This window comes from Fulvitalea axinellae, from assembly GCF_036492835.1.
GTDB lineage: Bacteria > Bacteroidota > Bacteroidia > Cytophagales > Cyclobacteriaceae > Fulvitalea > Fulvitalea axinellae.
This window is the reverse complement of sequence record NZ_AP025319.1, coordinates 148,357-169,761: the sequence shown is the minus strand read 5'-3', so window position 1 is coordinate 169,761 and position 21,405 is coordinate 148,357. Positions and strand designations below refer to the sequence as shown.

General features: G+C 50.5%; 7 protein-coding genes. 2 read left to right on the top strand and 5 right to left on the bottom strand.

The window, feature by feature from the left end; translation table 11 throughout:
• From AABK39_RS24955 to AABK39_RS24935, 5 genes are all read right to left on the bottom strand, one after another.
• The gene (locus AABK39_RS24955) at nt 1-9,174 is read right to left on the bottom strand and encodes an MBG domain-containing protein (RefSeq protein WP_338395765.1); all 9,174 of its coding nucleotides are present in this window, start codon (nt 9,172-9,174) and stop codon (nt 1-3) included.
• A 784-nt stretch (nt 9,175-9,958) separates the two neighbouring features.
• Entirely contained in the window at nt 9,959-11,140 is a 1,182-nt protein-coding gene (locus AABK39_RS24950) for a PI-PLC domain-containing protein (RefSeq protein WP_338395764.1), read from the bottom strand.
• Between the two features lie 662 nt (nt 11,141-11,802).
• Nucleotides 11,803-13,959 carry an eCIS core domain-containing protein gene (locus AABK39_RS24945; RefSeq protein WP_338395763.1) on the bottom strand — a complete coding sequence of 719 codons (2,157 nt, stop codon included), beginning with the start codon at nt 13,957-13,959 and terminating at the stop codon, nt 11,803-11,805.
• A gap of 464 nt (nt 13,960-14,423) precedes the next feature.
• On the bottom strand, nt 14,424-16,277 hold the full coding sequence (locus AABK39_RS24940) for a hypothetical protein (protein WP_338395762.1): 1,854 nt from the start codon (nt 16,275-16,277) through the stop codon (nt 14,424-14,426).
• A 582-nt stretch (nt 16,278-16,859) separates the two neighbouring features.
• Nucleotides 16,860-19,082, bottom strand: coding sequence for a peptide-N-glycosidase F-related protein (locus AABK39_RS24935; protein ID WP_338395761.1), 2,223 nt, complete (start codon nt 19,080-19,082; stop codon nt 16,860-16,862).
• Nucleotides 19,083-19,546: 464 nt separating this feature from the next.
• Here AABK39_RS24935 and AABK39_RS24930 point away from each other — a divergent pair, with 464 nt between their 5' ends.
• Nucleotides 19,547-20,080, top strand: a complete 534-nt coding sequence (locus AABK39_RS24930; protein WP_338395760.1) for a hypothetical protein — start codon at nt 19,547-19,549, stop codon at nt 20,078-20,080.
• Nucleotides 20,081-20,136: 56 nt separating this feature from the next.
• The gene (locus tag AABK39_RS24925) at nt 20,137-21,405 is read left to right on the top strand and encodes a hypothetical protein (protein ID WP_338395759.1); all 1,269 of its coding nucleotides are present in this window, start codon (nt 20,137-20,139) and stop codon (nt 21,403-21,405) included.

The window sequence follows — 21,405 nt, the reverse complement described above, 5'->3', positions numbered from 1 at the left end:
TTATTTCTTTACCGTGATTTGACCTTTGTACACTTTACCTCGGCTTGTTTCGATCACAAAGACATAAACGCCTCCATCAACGTCACCGTCCCAAGGGTTGTCAGGGCCGTACTGGTCTTCTTGATAGACCATTTCGCCCTGTTGGCTAAACACCGAAACCCGCACCCACGAGTAGAACTCCGTATTTCGGATATCCCATACGTCATTCATGCCGTTGCCGTTCGGTATGATCATAGTCGGTATATCCAATTCGGGATAATATCCTTCAGAAGTGACGGTTAGCGTGCCTAGTTCCCGAACCACCATGTAATTGGGGGCCGTTGTTTCGGACAGTTCGATAGTGTATTCTCCCGGCTCCGAATTTTTGTCGGCATCCGTACTTAAATTAGGAGTTGGATTCAGCAGGTCCATACCATCGTCAAAACGGAAGCCCGAAGCAGTGAAAGTCAGTTCGGGATTATTTGCGCCAAAAGATCTTTCTTTGTCATCGGCACTTAAAGTCAACGTTGCCTTCTCTATTTTGAATTCGGCGGTACCGAAGCTCACCGTGTAGTTGTTTCCAGCGCTCAGGTCTCCTGCCTTAATAGCGTAGCTTCCCGCATTCTCGCCCAATTCCCTTGCCAATGCGCCCGTTATCTTGTCGCCACTCACGAGCCCTACGGCCGTGTACTTCAGGTTAGGGTCAATCTCCCCGTAGACTTTGGACTGTCCAGCCTCGGGAGTAACGTTCAGAGCCTTTTTATCGATCTTGAATTCAGCGGTTTCGATGCTTGTCGCATAATTGTTTCCGGCGCTCAGGTTTCCTACCTTAATAGCGTAGCTTCCCACGTCCTCGCCTACTTCCCTTGCCAACGAACCGGTAAGCGCGTCGCCGTTCACGAGTCCTACGGTCGTGTACTTCAGTTCAGGGTCAATCTCCCCGTAGACTTTGGACTGTCCAGCCTCGGGAGTAACGGTCAGAGCCTTCTTTTCGATCTTGAATTCGGCGGTTTCGATGCTCGTCACATAATTGTTTCCGGCGCTCAGGTTTCCTACCTTAATAGCGTAGCTTCCCGCATTCTCGCCCGCTTCCCTTGCCAACGAACCGGTAAGCGCGTCGCCGTTCACGAGCCCTACTGCCGTGTACTTCAGTTCCGGATCGGTTTGCCCGTAGACTTTGGACTGTCCAGCTTCGGGAGTAACGGTCAAGGCTTTCTTTTCGATCTTGAATTCGGCGGTTTCGATGCTTGTCGCATAATTGTTTCCAGCACTCAGGTCTCCTGCACTAATAGCATAGCTTCCTACGTCCTCACCCGCTTCTCTGGCCAATGCGCCCGTCATCTTGTCGCCACTCACAAGCCCTAAAGCCGTATATTTCAGTTCAGGGTCAGTCTCCCCGTAGACTTTGGACTGTCCAGCCTCGGGAGTAACGGTCAGAGCCTTCTTATCGATCTTGAATTCGGCAGTGCCGAAACTTGTTGCATAATTATTTCCAGCGCTCAGATCTCCTGCGCTAATAGCATAGCTTCCTACGTCCTCACCCCCTTCCCTGGCCAATGCGCCTGTGAACGCATCGCCTTCCACGAGTCCAACGGCCGTGTACTTCAGTTCAGGGTCAGTCTCCCCGTAGACTTTGGACTGTCCGGCTTCGGGAGTAACGGTCAGAGCCTTCTTTTCGATCTTGAATTCGGCACCGCCGAAGCTCACCGTGTAGTTGTTTCCGGCGCTCAGGTCTCCTGCGTTGATAGCGTAGCTTCCCGCATTCTCGCCCGATTCCCTTGCCAACGAACCGGTAAGCGCATCGTCACTCACAAGCCCAACGGCCGTGTACTTCAATTCCGGGTCAGCCTCCCCGTAGACTTTGGACTGTCCAGCCTCGGGAGTAACGGTCAGAGCCTTCTTTTCGATCTTGAATTCGGCACCGCCGAAGCTCACCGTGTAGTTGTTTCCGGCGCTCAGGTCTCCTGCCTTAATAGCGTAGCTTCCCGTATTCTCGCCCACTTCCCTTGCCAACGAACCGGTAAGCGCATCGCCGTTCACGAGTCCTACGGCCGTGTACTTCAGTTCAGGGTCAGCCTCTCCGTAGACTTTGGACTGTCCGGCCTCGGGAGTAACGGTCAGAGCCTTCTTTTCGATCTTGAATTCGGCACCGCCGAAGCTCACCGTGTAGTTGTTTCCGGCGCTCAGGTCTCCTGCGTTGATAGCGTAGCTTCCCGCATTCTCGCCCGATTCCCTTCTCAACGAACCGGTAAGCGCGTCGCCATTCACGAGTCCTAAAGCCGTGTACTTCAGTTCCGGATCGGTTTGCCCGTAGACTTTGGACTGTCCAGCTTCGGGGGTCACGGTCAGTGCTTTTTTATTCACTTTCAAGACGGCAGTTTTTTCACCGGATAAATGATCGTCGCTTTCGGCGATTTTCACTTTCAGGGTCAGAGTTCCAGCGTCCCCCAAGCTTATGGTTTTGTTGCCAGTCCCTGATAGTGAGGCGCCTTTACCGTCTCCTACAATACTGTACTGGAGGGCACCTTCTGAATTCGAAGTGGCGGACAGGTTGAAGTCCGTATCTCCGTACGTTTTCTGGATATCGGAGAAATTAATTGTAGGCACAGCCTTCTGCACCGTTTCGAATGTCCAGACCGTCTTGTCCGAAATCCCGGCAAAAGAATTACCCGACAGGTCCTCAAAGGCGTCCGCCGTCACCAGCACATGGTAGGGTTCGCCTTTCTCTAGATTGGTTGCCAGATTGATGGTTGCCGTTGTCCCGTTGACGAAAACACCACTAGCCTGGATAGTTTCGGCAATAACACCGTCAGAGTTTCTTATGACCGATACGCTTCCCGTTCCCGTCTGTATATCCTCGTTAAAAGCGATTGTCAGTTTGTCCGGAATACTTATGCCCGATACGCCCGGAGAGGGTGTGTAAGATACCGCTTGTGGTCCCGTAGCGTCTTTTACCTTGATAGTGAAAGTTTGATCTATATAGCCTCCTTCCCCGTCCTTAAGTTTTAAGGTTACGGGATAGTCTCCAAGAACGCTCGTAGTTCCGGACAAAACGGCTTGTTGTGTTATTTTCCGGATACGTTGGTTCCAGAAGTCCGCTACATAAACATTGTTTTCGGCGTCTAATTCCACACCGTAAGGGGCATCGAATTGCGCCGTGGCTCCGTCCCCATCTTGGAAGCCACCCTTGCCGGCGCCCGCAAGAGTACTCACGGTTACCGTTCCGTCGAGATTCTGGATTATCTTCCGTATGCGGTGATTCGTTCGGTCCCCCACATAAACATTGCCTTCGGCGTCCAACGCCCCTCCTCTGGGGAAGTTGAATCTCGCCGTAAGCCCTTCTCCGTCTTGGAAGCCTCCATCGACGGCGCCCGCAAGGGTACTTACGCTGGCCGTTCCATCAGGGTTTTGGGTAATCTTTCGGATACGGTGATTTGACCTGTCCACCACGAAGACATTACCTTCGGCGTCAACCGCCACGCCATAGGGGATGTCAAATTTCGCCGTGGTTCCGTCCCCGTCCCGGAAACCTTTATTCCTTCCCGCAAGGGTGCTTACGCTGGCCGTGCCGTCAGGGTTCTGGGTTATCTTCCGAATGCGGTGATTTCCCTGATCCGCCACATAGACTGTTCCTGAGGCGTCGACTGCTATACCTCCAACTTCGTTGAATTTCGCCGTGGTTCCCTCCCCGTTCAGGAAACCTTTATTACCGGTTCCCGCAAGGGTGCTTACGCTGGTTGTTCCGTCAGAGTTCTGGATTATCTTCCGGACACGATGATTGAATTGGTCTCCCACATAGATATTACCTTTGGCGTCCACCGCCAGGCTGGTGGGGTAGTTGAATTGCGCAGTGGATCCGGCCCCGTCTTGAAAGCCTTTATCGCCGGTTCCCGCAAGGGTGCTTACGCTGGCCGTGCCATCAGAGTTCTGGATTATCTTCCGGATGCGGTGATTCGACCGATCCGCAACGTAGACATTGCCTTCGGCGTCAATCGCTACGTCTGCAGGATGTTTGAATTTCGCCGTGGTTCCGTCCCCGTCTTGGAAGTCTTTAACGCCAGTTCCCGCAAGGGTACTTACGTTTGTCTCGCCCTTCAGGCTCAGCCAATCCGGAAGTGTCGAAGCGCTTATATCCAGCTGAGAAATGTCCGCATAGGCAATTCTGGCCTCGTAACGGTAAGTAGTCCCTGCGTTTACCTCCGTCGCCGGGACACTGGTGAATTTGGGCGGTTTCCGTGTTTCGAACGTCCAGACTGCCTTGTCCAAAATCCCGGTGAAGGGATTCCCCGATAGGTCTTCGAAGGCGCCCGCCGTCACCAACACGTGGTAGACTTCGCCTTTCTTTAGGTTGGCAGTCAAATTGATGGTCGCCATTTTCCCGTTGACGGAAAAACCGCCCGCTTGGATAGTTTCGGCGATAACATCGTCAGAGTTTCTTATGATTGATACGCTTCCTGTTCCCGCCCGTATATCCTCGTCAAAAGTGATCGTCAGTTTGTTCGGAATGCTTATACCCGATCCACCCTGAGAGGGCACGTAAGATACGGCTTGTGGCGCCGTGACGTCTTTCACCTTGATCGTAAAAGTTTGATCTATATAGCCTTCTTCCCCGTCCTTAAGTTTTAAAACAACGGAGTAGTCTCCGGGCATGTTCGGGGTTCCGGACAAGACGGCTTCTTGCGTGATTTTCCGGACGCGGTGATCATAGTAATCCACTACATAGACATCACCTTCTGTATTGACTGTTAAGCCAAAGGGGTTGCGAAATTTCGCGACGGATCCTTCCCCGTTTTGGAAGCTGACATCGCCGGTCCCCGCCAGCGTGCTTACGCTGGCCGTTCCGTTAGGGTTTTGCCTAATCTTCCGGATACGGAGATTACCCGCATCCGCAATATAAACATTATCTTCGGCGTCAATCGTCACGCCAGTAGGGGAGCTGAATTCCGCCGTGGACCCGGCCCCGTCTTGGAAGCCTCCAACGCCGGTTCCCGCCAAGGTGCTTACGCTGATTGTTCCGGCGCCGTCTTGGGTGACCTTCCGGATACGGTTATTCCCCTGATCCGCTACATAGACATTGCCTTCGACGCCTATCGCCACGCCAGTAGGGGAGCTAAATTCCGCCGTGGACCCGGCCCCGTCTTGGAAGCCTCCAACGCCGGTTCCCGACAAGGTGCTTACGCTGACTGTCCCGTCGCCGTTTTGGGTGATCTTCCGGATACGGTTATTCCCCTGATCCGCCACATAGACATTGCCTTCATCGTCTATCGCCACACCAATAGGAGAGTTGAATTTCGCCGTGGATCCATCTCCGTCTCGGAAGCCTTTATTGCCTCCCGCAAGGGTACTTACGCTGACCGTGCCGTTAGAGTTCTGCGTAATCTTCCGAATACGGTTATTCCCCTGTTCCGCCACGTAGACATTACCATCGGCGCCTATCGCCACGCCAGTAGGGAAGTTGAATTTCGCCGTGGATCCGTCTCCGTCCCGGAAACCTTTACTGCCTCCGGCAAGGGTGCTTACGCTGACCGTGCCGTCGGGGTTATGGCTAATCTTCCGGATACGGTGATTATCGTAGTCCGCCACGTAGACATCCCCCGAAGCGTCTATCGATACGCCGATGAGGGAGTTGAATTTCGCCGTGGACCCGGCCCCGTCTTGGAAGCCTTTATCGCCAGTTCCAGCCAAGGTACTTACGTTTGCCTTCTCCTGCAGGATTAGCCAATCCGGAAGCGTCGAAGCGACCAGATCCAACTGGGCAACGCTCGCATTGGCCAAACCAATCTCATAACTGTAGGCAACCTTTTCGTTTACCTCCGTTACCGGTACGCTTGTGAATTTGGGCGCTTGCCGTGTCTCGAACGACCAAACCGTCTTGTCCGAAATCCCGGCAAAGGAATTACCCGACAGGTCCTCAAAGGCGTCCGCCGTCACCAGCACATGGTAGGCCTCGCCCTTTTTAAGTTTGGTGGCCAAGCTAAGAGTCGCCGTTTTTCCGTTGATGGAAATACCACCCGCCTGGATGGTTTCGGCAATAACGCCGTCAGAACTTCTTATGACCGATACGCTTCCCGTTCCCTTCCGTATATCCTCGTCAAAAGTGACTGTCAATTTGTTCGGAACACTTATGTCCAAGCTACCCGGAGAGGGCGCATAAGATACGGCTTGTGGCGCCGTGACGTCTTTTACCTTGATAGTGAAAGTTTGATCTATATAGCCTCCTTCCCCGTCCTTAAGTTTTAAGGTTACGGGATAGTCTCCGGGAACGCTCGTGGTTCCCGATAAAACGGCTTCTTGTGCGACTTTCCTGACGCGGTTATTACCCCGGTCCGCCACGTAGACATTACCAGAGGCATCGACCGCCACGCCGGTGGGGAAAGAGAATTTCGCCGTGGCGCCGTCCCCGTCTTGGAAATCTAAAGCACCGGTGCCAGCCAGAGTGCTAACGCTTGCCGTACCGTCAGAGTTTTGGGTGATCTTCCGGATGCGGTGATTAGTCCGGTCCGCCACGTAGACATTACCAGAGGCATCAACCGCCACGCCGGTGGGGCTCTTGAACTTCGCCGTGCCGCCACTCCCGTCTTGGAAACCTGGGGTCCCAATTCCGGCCAAGGTGCTTACGCTTACCGTTCCGCCAGGGTTTTGGACGATCTTACGGATGCGGCTATTATCGAAGTCCGCCACGTAGACATTACCTTCGGCATCGACTGCCACGCCGTAGGGGAAGTAGAATTTCGCCATCGCTCCGTCGCCGTCCAGAAAGCCTGCACCTCCGCTTCCTGCGAGGGTACTCACGTTTATTGTTCCTCCGGAGCCCTTGCTAATCTTACGAATGCGGTGATTATCGTAGTCCGCCACATAGACATTCCCTGAGCCGTCGACCACCACGCCGAAGGGATTGCGGAATTTCGCCGTAGACCCGTCACCGTCCCGGAAGCCGTATTCGCCGGTTCCCGCCAAGGTGCTTACGTTTACCGTTCCGTCGGAGTTCTGGACGATCTTACGAATACGGTTATTAATGTTGTCCACCACATAAATATTGCCCCCGGCGTCGACCGCCACGCCAGTGGGGCGGTCGAATTTCGCCGTGGCGCCGTCCCCGTCCCGGAAGCCTTTACTGCCTCCGGCAAGGGTGCTTACGCTGGCCGTGCCGTCGGGGTTTTGGATGATCTTACGGATGCGGTTATTAACGTAGTCCGCCACATAAACATTTCCTTTGGAGTCAATCGCCACGCCGAAGGGGCTGCTGAATTTCGCCGTTGCTCCGTCGCCGTCTTGGAAGCCGGAATTCCCGGTTCCCGCTAGGGTGCTTACGTTTGTCTCCTCCTTCAGGCTTAGCCAATCCGGAAGCGTCGAAGCCGCCAAGTCCAACTGGCCGGCACTCGCATTGGCCAAACCAATCTCATAACTGTAGGCGACCTTTTCGTTCACCTCCGTCACCGGGACGCTGGTGAATTTGGGCGCTTGCCGTGTCTCGAACGTCCAGGCCGTCTTGTCCGAAATCCCGGAGAAGGAATTACCCGACAGGTCCTCAAAGGCGTCCGCCGTCACCAACACGTAGTAGACTTCGCCTTTCTTTAGGTTGGCAGTCAAGTTGATGGTCGCCGTTTTTCCGTTGACGGAAATACCGCTCATCTGGACGGTTTCGGCGATAACGCCGTCAGAACTTCTTATGATCGATACGCTTCCGGTTCCCGTCTGTACGGCCTCGCCGAAAGTGATTGTTAGTTTATTCGGAATACTTATGCCCGAGCCACCCGGAGAGGGCGCATAAGATACGGCTTGAGGCGCCGTGACATCTTTCACCTTAATCGTGAAAGTTTGGTCTACATACCCACCTTTTCCGTCCTTAAGTTTTAAGGTTACGGGATAGTCTCCAGGCACGCCTGCGGTTCCCGATAAAACGACCTCTTGCAACGCAACTTTCCGGATGCGGTTATTAACCCGGTCCGCCACGTAGACATTGCCTGTGGCGTCCAACGCCACACTGGTGGAGTATCGGAATTTCGCCACGGCACCGGCTCCATTTTGAAAGCCATATTTACCGGATCCCGCAAAAGTGCTAACGTTTACCGTTCCATCAGGGTTTTGGATAATCTTCCGTACCCGATAATTATACTTATCCATCACATAGACATTGCCTGCGGCATCGACTGCCACGCCATTGGGGGCATTGAATTTCACCACAGCACCGGCTCCGTCTTGAAAGCCTTTATCACCGGATCCTGCAAAAGTGCTGACGTTTACCGTTCCATCAGGGTTTTGGATAATCTTCCGTACCCGATGATTATCCTGATCCGCCACGTAGACATTGCCTGCGGCGTCCAACGCCACACCAACGGGATTTTTGAATTGCGCCACGGTTCCGGCTCCGTTACGGAAGCCGGAAACGCCGGTTCCAGCAAAGGTGCTTACGCTTACCGTGCCATCAGGGTTTTGAATAATCTTCCGTACCCGATGATTATGCTGATCCGCCACATAGACATTGCCTGCGGCGTCAACCGCCATACCAGCGGGATAATTGAATTGTGCTACGGTTCCGGGCCCGTCTCGGAAGCCCCGATCACCGGTTCCGGCCAAGGTGCTGACATTTACCGTTCCATCAGGGTTTTGAATAACCTTCCGGATACGGGGAGAATTCTGGTCCGACACGTAGGCATTGCCTGCGGCGTCCACCGCCACGCCGTAGGGGATGTTGAATCGCGCCACGGTTCCAGCTCCGTTTCGGAAGCCGTGATTACCGGTTCCCGCAAAGGTGCTGACGTTTATCGTTCCATCAGGATTTTTGCTAATCTTTCTTACCTGGTAATTCCCCCAATCCGCCACGTAGACATTGCCTGTGGCATCGACTGCCACGCCAGTGGGGCCATCGAATTGCGCCGTGGGTCCGGCCCCGTTTCGGAATCCTTCAACGCCGGATCCCGCAAAGGTACTGACATTTGTCTCCTCCTTAAGGCTTAGCCAATCCGGAAGCGTCGAAGCACCCAGGTCCAATTGGGCGACGTTCGCATTGGCCAGGCTTATCTCGTAACGGTAAGCGGCCCCCTCGTTTACCTCCGTCACAGGGGTGCTGGTGAATTTGGGGACGGATTGTGCCAATCCTTTAGTGGGGGGGGCGAAGAAAAACAGACTTAAAAACGACAGAATAGCCCAAGTAGTCCTTAGCGATACATGAATGTGTGGGTTTGTTTTTTTCATGGGAAATGAAGGTGGTATTCCTATTAGTAGGTATAGAAATCTATTGCCGTATTTTACTCTTCAAAAAAACTCTCAGAAACCTTATCTGGACTTTTCTGGAGAAGATTACGGGGCAATAAATTCCTGAAATCACTATAACCTTAGGGGCGTTTGAGTTAGACTGATTTCGTGTATTTTTTTACAGAAAAACAACGATGTGGGCAAGGAGGTGGAATTTATGATGATTTACACCAATATTCAATAATATTTATTTTTTTAATTAAAAAAAGCACGAATAAAGTGTAATTATATGAAATCATAAAGATGTATATATACTTTTATTTCCATAAATAACCATGTCATATATTATCGTAACAAACATGTATTCCAGCATCTCTAAAAAGTATTTTATCGTATCGTAGACTTCAAAAATTTTGTTCTACGTACAAGAAAACAGCGTCACACCCAAGATCTCACTAAGATCCGTCCTGAAAATGACTTAAGTGTATTTCTGGGCTTACTTTAGCTATATTCCCTTCAGTAACGCTTAGATTGCTATAGATTCTTTCTAACCCTTGCCAACGCTTCTTGAATCTGTCTGGAGTCTCTTATTGCGCCCCATAAAAATAGTTTTAACAAAGGATAAGAAGTCCAACCCACTAAACGCAAAAAATCCGGCATGTCATACACGCCGGATTTTCCATCCAACTTTTATTGATATAGTCCTTACGTTACGGCCAACTTAGCCGAGCGAGGAGCTTCAACTCCCCATTTGGTATTGATTTTAACTATTGACTCGCACGCTCTATTTCCGAATAGCTTTGAATTGCTGATAGACGTCCTTATGTCTAATATTCGTAACCGTCAAACTTGAAGGCTCGAATCGATACTTATCAGAAACCGGAGTAATAGTCACCGTTTCGCTAATCTTCAAAGGAAAAGAAAACTGACCGTAGGTATCCGTATTCACTTTCTCGTTACCAGCGGAATAAGTACATTTCCAATCCACCTTTTTTAGCGTATTGCCGTCCTCATCCTTCACCTCACCTTTTATCATATTCCAAAGGTTAATGGTCTCCACAGCGCCGTAAACGTCTCCAATGCTAGGAAAATCGACCATGACACGCCATGGCTTCTTGCCGTTTTGTTTCCAGCAGTCATCCGCAAAGTCCTCGATCCGGAAGCGATTGTTCAAATACTCGGCATCGCCTTTTGAGCCCGTCCCGAACACATCATCCAAGCTATAGAAAACCATTGAGAATGGCATCCATGATGAAACGCCCACTTTCGCAACATGTCCGTCACGAGGCTTCACTCCGTAGGCCGTATTCGACCCACCACCCCAATTTGAATGGTGTTTACCTCCGCCGGTAACGATAAGCAAACGCTTGCCAGAAGCGACTAATTCAGCTGGCTTAGGGTACCTGTTCGACGGGCGTTTGTAAAGCCATGGCAACAAACCCGAGTCTTCCAATAGCTTGTCAAGGTCACCATCGCTGATGGTCTTCTCAAACTTCACAAACAACAAATCTTGAGGGTGAGATTTCAAGAAGGCCTTGAGTTCGTCGAAAATCTCTTGAGGCTTTTGCGTCCCCAGAATGCCATTGGTCTTTGATTGATGAAAAACCCTGATCTTCTTCTGCCAAGCCGCATACCATGGCCTGTAATAATGCAAATCGATCTCAATGGCCCGTATCCCGTCATTCAATTGCTTGGTGATGCTTTCATACACATTCGGCAACTTGAATTTTGGGCTGTAATTAAAAGAATTGTGCGTGGTTGGATAAGCGATCTCATAAATCAACCTTTCCGATACATCAAGATACTGACGTTCGGAAAAGTCAGCCTCCGCCTCAATCGTTCGGTTCGCAACCGATAGCCCTGCATTCGCCGAAGGTTGTTCCAATGTTCCTTCAAGTGTATCATCACAGGAAAAAAAGAACAAACCCAAAACGAAAGGCCACCATTTGTAACTTTTCACTTTCATAAGCTAGATTTAAATGAAAACTCATATAAACTACCTTCCGAAAACGATTGAGTCTACAACATATTATTGATAATCAAAGGGTAAATTAACATTAAACACTATTTTCCCTTTTTAAGTTTCCCCGTTTGGTTAAGCTTGCCGTCGGCTGTTTCCGGCTTCCTAGCCGGGAACTCACCCCGAGCGCGTTGGCCATTTGGCTGTAACGCAAAAGCTGTATTGGTAAAAATTGAATGGAAGACCCGGCGTATATGACATGCCGGATTTTTTGCGTTTAGGTAGTTTTCTTTTCAACAAAGATTCAGCCCCTATCAATCGGACAATCGATTTTCGACTTTATATAAAGTGACGGCTTTTTCCCATCTTTATGTCAGCAAGAAACGTCGAGGGGTGATTGATACACCGATGGCTATAAACTCGTGACGGGCCTGTTCACTGGTTTTAATCATACCGAGTCTCATGGCTCACCATGAGGGCAAGAAACAGCCTCGGGGCTCATGATTCCCGATATCTCTTTTCTTGGTACGCGCAGGTTGAAACGGACGCGCTTTCCCTTTGCGCCGACTTTTGTCATTTTGCGCTCAATATACCCTTTTTCCCATGATCCGGTACACCCGCTTGTGGTTGGCCTCAAAACCCAAACGCACCGAACTAAACGGCCAGCCTTATTCGAACATGCTCGCAATCGCATGGCCGACTTCATAATCCTCCAGCTGGCCGTCCATGCAGTCCTTCACCTTTTGCAACGCGACCCCCGCAAGGTGGGAGTCGACCTTGCGGCGCATCGCCGGCGATTCGTTCTTAATATAAAGCAGATCATCTTCGTCCAATTTCCTGATTTTTCCCAATAGTTCCAGGACAAGCGGATCGGCAGGGTCGGCCGTTTTCACGTCAACAGGGGCGGCGTCCGTTCCATGTGTTGTTTCCAATCCGGTTTTCGCCTGCTTTGTCCCAAGATTGTCGAGCGCTATATAAAAGTCGTCAACACGTGCGGAGTTATATTTATTAAACCCTTCGGAGTCGGGGTCCCAATAAGCGACAACCGCGGCCCGGAAGCGCGTGCCGTCGTACAGCCTTCCATTATTATCCCAGCCGTCTTTCGTATGTTTATACCCTCTATATATATGCTTAAAAATAGCCAGCTGCCTTTCCGAGAACCTATATCCCTGGAAGTCTTTGTCCTGGGCCGAATTATCAAGACTCGAATAACGCCCTCCGGCGGCGCCCTCCTGATAAGAATACGCCCGGTATTCGGTTTTGTACCTTGTCAGATCATATTCAAGCATGGCTTCCCTGCGGTCATCAGCGTCAGACACGGCAATACTGCGGGAAAAATCAACCATCTCCGCCGCGTCCCGGTAACCTTTCAAGGACTCTCTTCCTTTATGCTTGTCCGAGTCATGCTGCACCTCATGCCTTAAAGTTTCCCATACCGTCGCCTGGTTTTTCTTTGAAGGCGTGACAACGGCTATCACGCCCGGGCTGCCCGTTTGGTTCCAGCCCCCCGTAATCTTACCCTGGACATCCAGCAGAACATTGGCGTTGTCCCTAAGATCCGCTTCGTTGTAGGACACCGTGGCGTTCCCCACGTCGCCCGCCGCGCCTTTCAAGCCGGTAGGGAAAAAAGCTTCGTCTTTTTGAGGGTCCTTCCCACCTTTCAACAGGCGCGCATAAGAGTCCCCCGTCGGGGTCACCGCATACAGAACCGTCTTCCCCGCCCTGATCCATTCGCATGAGTTTTTCAGCCGCCGGTCGTCGCTCTTGGCGCCGTCGTCGACATATTTAAGCAATGCGGTCCTGTCCCGGCCGTGCTTCGCGTCCGCGTCCTGCTTGCCCTGCCCCCTGACACCCGCGTCTTCCGTATTCACCTTCGTTTTGAGGTCTTTCAGAACGGGCCGCCTTTTATCTTCGTTCGTTTTCCTGCCAAACAACCTCTTGGGGACAGCCCGGTTTACAGAACCATAAGTACCCTCCCACACCCCTATGGCGCCTAGAATCTCTTCCAGTTTTATGATTTGCCTGCCGTAATCGTTATCCGGAGTCGCAGCGGCGTCGTGGTACTCGCCTACTTTGGACAAAACAGCCTCATAATTCCCGGAACTCCACAATCCTTCACCCCCAAACAGGCCGCGCGACGCTTGCCCGGTCAACGTATCCACCGACGGAACGTGTCCGGCTTTTCTTTGCAAAATATTCGCGCGCGCCTTGTTACCGGAAGGCCGGCTCGCCACTGTGTTCAAACCGTCGCCGGAAAACGCGCCGTCCGACGCCATCTGCGATACTTTGCCCCCCATCAAATCCGCCTCCCTTTCCAAGCCAGCGTCGTCGTTCACGTTTTCCCCTCCCTTCATCTGCATGGTGGGCCTCACCCTCCCCTGCTTCTGCTGCACCACGTGCCAGGCCTCATGCGGCAGGTGCTTTTCCTGGCCCGGCCCCAAATGGATGTCGGTGCCCTGGGCATAGGCGTGCGCCCGCAACTGTGCGGGCTTGTCCGAATTGCGGTGGACCTTCACGTCGTCCAGAGAATAACCGGAAAGGCGCTCCACCCCCGATTTCAGACCGTCCGGCAGGCCCGTGTTGTTTTCCTTTCTTTGGACCGACCGCCCCTGGGAAGAAGAGCCCCCGGCCATTGACCGCAATTGCGCCACCCGCCCGGCCCGGAGGCTACCGTCCCCCGCCTCCCACAACCTCCTCTGCGCGACGGCCTCCGGCCTGTTATCCACAAATTGAAAAGCCGGTCCGCCGACGCTTTTCTTTTGAGCGACGTCGTGCGCCGCCGGTTGGCTCTTGTCTTCCCGCGCCGTACCGGTTCGAGTATTCATAATAAATTCCGTTTAAGCTCTGATCAATAGACGACAACATCCAAGTTTAAACCCTTCTCCCCTCCCAGAATAAACCAAAAAGATAAATATAAAATCCGAATACTCACAATACAACCTCGATTTAATCGTCCTGGCCGGCGCAAGCCTTGGCGCGGCTGCACCCATACCCAAACGGCGGCGCCAATAGACGGATGCAAAAAAGCCCCGCTTGGTTAAGCTTGTCGTCGGCCGTTTCCGGCTTCCTAGCCGGGAACTCACCCCGAGCGAATTGGCCATTTGGCTGTAACGCAAAAGCTGTATCAATAAAAATTGAATGGAAAATCCAGCGTGTATGACATGCCGGATTTTTTGCGTGTAAGCGGTTTTCTTTTCAACAAAGACTATCCCCAGAAAGAAATATGCTTATTTGAAACGATCGGGTACCGTGACACTGTCTCAAAAAGTGTGTCTATGGAAATAACTTATCAAAGAAAGTCAAACCCTCCATCATCAAACTGAACCTTTCCCCCTCCCCCACTCTTCTTCCTAACCGCCTCCTGAACATTAAAAGTAGGCTCTCCGCCCGCCGACACTTCCTCCTTCTTACCCGACTCCGACTTAAGCTTTACCCTCGCGTCGCCCTTTATCGGTACGAACCCAACGTATAGACTACTATCCTCCGCCCCTGAGGCGCCCATATTTTCAATCAACAACATATCCTCATCCCGATACGGGCTTACCTCCTTATTCCTATGCGGATGAAAAAAATCCAAATCGCGTTTATCGAATTCCGCACGGGTACGCAGAAACGCCTCATCCAGACTCGTAGGCCCTGAGGCCAAAGCCTCGTGAATAGCCGATACGCGCATGCTCATAAACGTCTTGATCTCTTGGTTTCGCTTTTTCCGAATCGCCTCGTAATGGTCCATCCACTCCACCACATGTCCCGACAAAGCACCCTCCTCACCTACCAACTCGTTATACAACTTGTCCATCTTCCTCAAATCCGCCTTGTCAACTTTTTCCCCGTCAGGGCTTATACTGTCTCTTTTTTTAATTCCGGCCTCCAGCAATTCCTCTAGTTTGCGCCACTTGCGTTTCACCTCATCCGTATCCCGTTTTTGAAAAAGCCTCCAACCCTTATGTTTGTCAACTTTTTCCCTCACTCTGCCATAAAACCTGTAAACGCTTCGCAACATAGCGTCGTCCATTTCCCAAACCTGCGAAAAATTGGTCCCTTCAGACCAACCGATACCCGGCGCAAGGGCTTCGGTTAGTCGATAAACTTCCTCATGGAAATACTCAGGGTGTTCTTCCGCCAAACTTCGCAACGCAAGGCTAATTTGCTTAAAGCCCTCGGCGGATTCTACATGTATCGAAAAATTATCCGTACGCCGAAAAGCCTTCTGAACCGGAGTTATATGGATGGAACTGACATATGAGGTAGCCATTTCGCTAGCCGGGCTAATCAATGGCGCCAGATAGTCCAACACCATTGGAAATGCCGTCGGGACTACATTCAGATAAAAACAAAACTCCTGGGGCGTCTCCGGCCTTTCCAATGTGGCCCGGCGCTCAAGCGTCAGCTCCTTCATGCCCTGACTAGCCCCAGTCGGCACTTGTACGTCTTTACTCTTTGGCCTCCAAGCGTGTATATTCAAAATATTATGCTTATACTCTTTGGATGTGGGCAAAGCGTCTAAACTCTCATGGTCCAAATATATACGGTCACTCCCTTCCCTCTCCAACCTTGAGCTGGTAGCCGGCATTTTGTGCCGTATAGTCCAGACCATTGCCTTCATCACCGAGGCCTCTTCTTCCTCCGTCAGGCTTGGTTTTTCCTTTTTCGGCCGGATCATCAACGTGAAAAATCCCATAAAACGACTCAACCCCTCCGCATACCCATGCCAGTGCCCTCCCTCCGGCGGAAGCCAATAGTCAGTCAGGTATTCCGACAAATCCGCAAAATCTTTCGGTATCGGTTCCAACTCAACCGTCTCCGCCCTAACCCATGAGATGTCACGGCTCCCCTGCAGAATACAGCGTAGCCACACCACCTCGTCCTGATCAGTGGCAGTGGCCGACTCCGCCACATCCTTTTCAGGCGAAGGCTCATCCACTAGAATCATCTCGCCCGACCGTAAGGGCAAATGCAAAGCCATCTTCTTGCCCTCCCCCTCAGTGATATAAGCGTGCATATCCCTCCTGACCCGCGCCGGCCGGATCATCGCCTGTATCGGCGCAACACCCACAGACGCTCCTCCCGGAGAAACACTCCGGGCGCTTGCTCCACCCACAAGCCTAAGCTTACGTACGTTTCCGGATTTAGAAGAAAACATCTACCCTTAATAGTACAGAATCCAAAGAAAAAAACGGGACAACCGGTCCGCAACTACTGTAAGAACCATATTCCGAAGAATATGATATACTAAAGCCAAAAAACATGGGGGAGATAAACAGCTGGACTCATTCGCCTGTACAAATATTACTTTAAAAAGATTAAAAAAGGGATAGTCAAAACCCGAATCACTGAATCCCCAGGAAAACCGCCCCAATATTCCCCAAAAAACAAACATCATGAAAAACGGCCACTTCCAAAGTCAATTTCCATCAAAAAACAGCCTTAAACACTCCTACAAGGCCGAAAACCCACACTACAAGCATAGATCATCCACGGATCATGATGCTTAACGCCATAGATAAAGATACTTTGATGATACTTTTTGCCCTTTTAAAATATCAAAAATCAGGACATAAACACTTCAAATACCCCAAATATATTACATGACAAAATTAATATCCGCACTTCTAAACCGACAGACATCATATTTATAAATAAACAAAGAAGCCAATCCATAAACATAGGTATAAGCCCATTTACGGATCAGCTTCTTATTCAAATTGGATAGCTCCCTTGTTAATCAACTCCCTCTCACCAACACCTTCTCAGAATAAACCTTTTCAGTTCCGTCCGGCAAAGTTTGACGAACCAGCACGACATAAAGCCCGGCCCGCTCCGGCGACCAACGATAACTGTAGGCGCCTGAATTAAACACACCCTGGGCCAGTGTCTTGACCAATCCGCCACCCGGACCGAATACCTGAACCGTAAGTCCGGAACGGTATGGCAACTCAAGGCTAACCTCCGTAAAATCCGATACGGGATTGGGATGGCAACCAAAACTAACCGACGGCCCGTCAAAAACACCTGTAAGCACAGGCTCCGCGGAAGCTTTCCCGTTAGGGTCAGTACTCATGGTTTCGGCGAAAGCCTCTTTCTCCGCTTCCGGCAACTCGTAAGCGAAAAGCTCGGCGATATTCACATCGGCCTGTGCCGCCGCGTGAGAAGAAGACCGTTTCATCCTCACCAACAGTTTTTTAAAACGTACGGGAGTTTCCAAAGTCAAAGCGTGTAGACATGTGCCGGGCTCGGAGTTATGCTCTTCAAATGTTCCCAATACAAATCGCCCATCGTCTTCGCCCACAAAGCCTAACTCCAAATGGCCCGGATCCTGCCCCGCCTTGTCGCGGACACTGACAAAATGATTGATCACAAAAGTATTCGCCTGACGTACGCCGTCAAAAGTCACCGTGGCTTCGGCGGTCTCGTTTTTCTTTAAGGTAGCCACCCACTTTTTGCCAGTGCTCCGGTCGGCCAAACGGTGCGGATCATTTTTCTCCTTAAACTTGTTCGCCACAATCCCCGTCACCGGATACCCAGCTTCAAAAGCCCCGTCAGTGCGCTTCCACCTCGACGGAAGGTTGTCATAGGCGGTTAATGCCAAAGCCTCGGCGTTGGCCAACCCCGGAGCTGACATATCGGATGCGTTCAAGGTAAAATCGCCGGGCTCGCTCTTCCTTATATAAAGCAAAGCCGATGATTGCCCGGCGGGCAGTACCGCTTCCGAGGCGTATTCCTTTCCGTCGGCAGACACTTCCGCCCCGTCGGAAACGGTAACCTTAACGGACGATTCCGGACTATGCACCGTACGGCCTTGCCCGTCCACGGCTTCCACCAAAACGCGGGATGCCGCGCCGGTCTGTATAACGGGAATATTTCCATGGGCCAAACTCGTCTTAATCCGTTCGGCCGGAGTCGTCTGTTCAACCCCGGGCCCCGATAACCTAACGGAATAATTCCATCCGTTACCGCCCTCAGGATTCACGTTTTCCACATTAAACCGGATAGTATGGCGCCCCGGTTCCAACGCCTTGGACATATCATAAACAATAGGGTAAACGATATCGCCCGGACACCAGCCACTGCGTGAAAGGTCGGAGGACCAAAGCGTTTGGTTCTCCCATTTGGCCGACGTAGGATTATATTTCCTGAAGTTCTTACAGTCGTCTCGCCAAGGGATAAACCGCACGAACTCCTCGTCGTCGACATACACTACGTTTACCTTTTTATGAAACTCGTCTCCATTATTGCCGCCATGCCCGGTAGTATAAAGTGTCATGCTCACCGGGCCGGCGTTCTCCGGAACGGTAAAGCTAACCTTCGGGCTAGTGGAACTGAATTGGTCGGCGTTGCGGGCGTTTCCGCGGGTGTTTAGCACAGGCAAAGTCCAAAAAGCCGCCTTTTTGTCAGCCATCGGTTTATAGATCAGGTCTACGGTAATATCCCAACCCGGCTTCACCCAAGTATCGACCATGGCCATAATGGTAACCTCGCCGCTCAATCGCTTGGCCAGAGCCGAAACATCCTGCTCCCAAACCACGTCATCGGCCCAAGCCTCTACCGAGGGATGAACGGGCTGATCTTTTCTCCCGACTCCAAACCCGGTAATAAAACGCATAAGCTCAATATCCGGATCGCCCGGCGAAAGCAGGCTAACCGTCCCGAACTTATCCCAAGGATCACCAAGTTTTTCGCTTGTGTTCTTGGCCTTTATCCTAACCCTAAGCGTTATGCTAGTTGGTTCTTCGCTTTCCGGAAGCGTGAGAGTACGATAAAGCTGCCGACCTTTGTAAGACGCCGTAACGCCGTCGTGCTGATCGGATCCGTCTCCGAAATTAATATGGTGGTTTTTAAAAACGGAAATAATGGTTTCTTCCTCCCCCTCTTCATCGGGCATTGCGAACCCGGGAGAGATACTGAAACCAAAAAACATCATGACAAATAAAAAATATTGTCTTTTCATTATGGGAATATTTGTTTGTTGATAAAAATTCAAGCACAAACTAATAAAATTTATATTATTCATTTACCACTCAGGTATAATGCGTGTCTTTTGAGTTTATAATTCAATCATTCCGAACATTAATAGAATAATGCAATGCAGATATAAAACACCCACACTTCTCTTAATTCGAAAAGAAGCTTAGATCCCCCTACTCCTTTACAATAATTTATAAACAACTCTTTTACAGAACTTAGCAACGGTACTGCTCAAAGCGTTCATGTGTTTTAGAATTAATTTCAGTAAGCGTATGGGCCCACCCTTTCTTTCGCTAGGAAGGGTATCTTATTTCTTATGCGCCTCTCTCCCCAAAAAATGACATTACTTTTTGACCTTCACTTCGTATTTATATTTTTATAAATTTTAGTAAATTTAATCACTAATATTTTTTCAATAGTTGATATAATTACACAAACCAGATCATTATGCGATTATTTAATTATTTGACAATTTTAAGCCTTGTTATGGTTATCGCCTCCTGCGGTAGCTCAGACGACGGTGATCCCACCACAGAAATAGCCTTAGGAAAGTATTCTTTCTCAAAAGCGGTACAAGTTGGCAAGCTACGTTCTTTTACCAAAGACGGGGAATTTTTTGACGATAGTTACGACGCCGCAAACATGGTGGATGAAGATGAGTGGGAAGACAATGAAGATGAAATCATAAATATCACCAGTACCAGCGGAGGTACTTGGGGAGGAGTTCCTTTCAAATTAACTCAAGCGGACGGAGTACTCCATTTCAATCACGGTTTTCAAGGGCTTCCTTATCCTACTGCCACAAAGAAAGGAAACGCACTTCATTTTTTCTGGTATATCGCTCAAGTTTGGGATAGCCCGACCAGTTCGTTTGGCGTGTCTTTCCCCGGCAAATTCAATTACAAGGAAGCTTACCAGGAGCTGGAAGCAGGTGAGACACTCCGTGTATTGGAGTTTGAGCTTGTATACACAAAAGATTAAAAAACACCCGACAAGGCCCAACGCCTCTTAGGTACAGAATTCGCTTACCAAAAAACATGTTCCAAGAGCGTGGCCGAACAAGAAAAAGCACTTCTCTCCAAAGTCAATCCAACGGCGAGAGTAAAACTCCCATACAGTGTCTAATCGGCTACGAGTTCGAAATAGCCGATTGGATACTTTTTAAAGAACAGGAAAGACAACCGGAACAAACCGACCTCGAATACAGGGAAGCCAGCTCGTACAAAAAGGGAACCCTGCTTTACGAGGAAGAGCTCTGGCAAATGGTAGCCGACACGGACGTTAGGCGTACGCCTTATATGGAATTCGTGACCAAACCTTTTCCGGAAACAATCGAAGGGTACGGACAGGCCCTTGACGCATTTTCCGAGATACGGACATTGTGCCAGCAAATTTGGCAGTCCGTCCCAGAACCTCATCCCGACGACAACTTCCGCTACCTTCCGCTCTCCGACGTGATCAACTTCCTCAATCTGGCGGACGAAAACGCTATGTTGCAAACAAAACTCCCGAATCCGGCGCCCACATTCTCGCCGCAAACCACAGCCGGTGTGGTCCTCTCGGAGCTCCCCGCAGTTTTCGCAAAACTTGCGGGCAGTTATCTAACCGACCCCGAAGATCTAGCCGCACGAAAACGCCAAGGCCAAGAATATATGTCAACGAATGGTACTCCCGGCTCATTCGCCTTGCGCTACGCCGTAGACCGCAGTCGGGATCTAACCCAATCATGGGGGCTCAGCAAACACTTCGAAGGCTTCTTCTCCTATGTATTGTTCTACCTGATTCAGGCCTATGGTGGCACCAGCTCTTATGCCAAAAACTTCACAAGCATTTTGGCCCGTACTGATTTCGCTAGGATGTTTGAATTATTACCTCTCGAAGAGCAGGAATGGCTAAAGGAAAATAACGCCTCTGAATTTTTGGATCTAATAGAATGGGCTTTGCCAGAACACGCAAATAATCTCGACACCCCGTTTTTCTTCAGGGGGATATTCCTAAATATGCCCGCTACACATCACCAAATGTTAAAACGCCTAACCCGTAGAACATGGTTAGTGGATATAACGAAAGGCATGGACAGATTAACGGAAAGAAACTTCCCGAACCGTTTAAGGGCTTATGAGATGGAATCGTTGGGAGCCATGGGCGATAAAACGGACGAGATAAAAGGGATACAGGCTCCAATCTTGGAATTTAGGGGAGGAAGAAAACGGCTAACCCCGGACGAGGCCGAAGATTACGTTTCCGAATCTTTTAAAATGTTGCTGTTACTCCACGAAGGTCAGGACACGTTTTGGGGAGAATAA

Excerpts from the sequence above, each read along its gene's own strand:
- AABK39_RS24955 (WP_338395765.1), bottom strand. The coding sequence starts at position 9,174 with ATGAAAAAAACAAACCCACACATTCATGTATCGCTAAGGACTACTTGG.
- AABK39_RS24940 (WP_338395762.1), bottom strand. The coding sequence starts at position 16,277 with ATGTTTTCTTCTAAATCCGGAAACGTACGTAAGCTTAGGCTTGTGGGT.
- AABK39_RS24935 (WP_338395761.1), bottom strand. The coding sequence starts at position 19,082 with ATGAAAAGACAATATTTTTTATTTGTCATGATGTTTTTTGGTTTCAGT.
- AABK39_RS24925 (WP_338395759.1), top strand. The coding sequence starts at position 20,137 with ATGTTCCAAGAGCGTGGCCGAACAAGAAAAAGCACTTCTCTCCAAAGT.
- AABK39_RS24930 (WP_338395760.1), top strand. The coding sequence starts at position 19,547 with ATGCGATTATTTAATTATTTGACAATTTTAAGCCTTGTTATGGTTATC.
- AABK39_RS24950 (WP_338395764.1), bottom strand. The coding sequence starts at position 11,140 with ATGAAAGTGAAAAGTTACAAATGGTGGCCTTTCGTTTTGGGTTTGTTC.
- AABK39_RS24945 (WP_338395763.1), bottom strand. The coding sequence starts at position 13,959 with ATGAATACTCGAACCGGTACGGCGCGGGAAGACAAGAGCCAACCGGCG.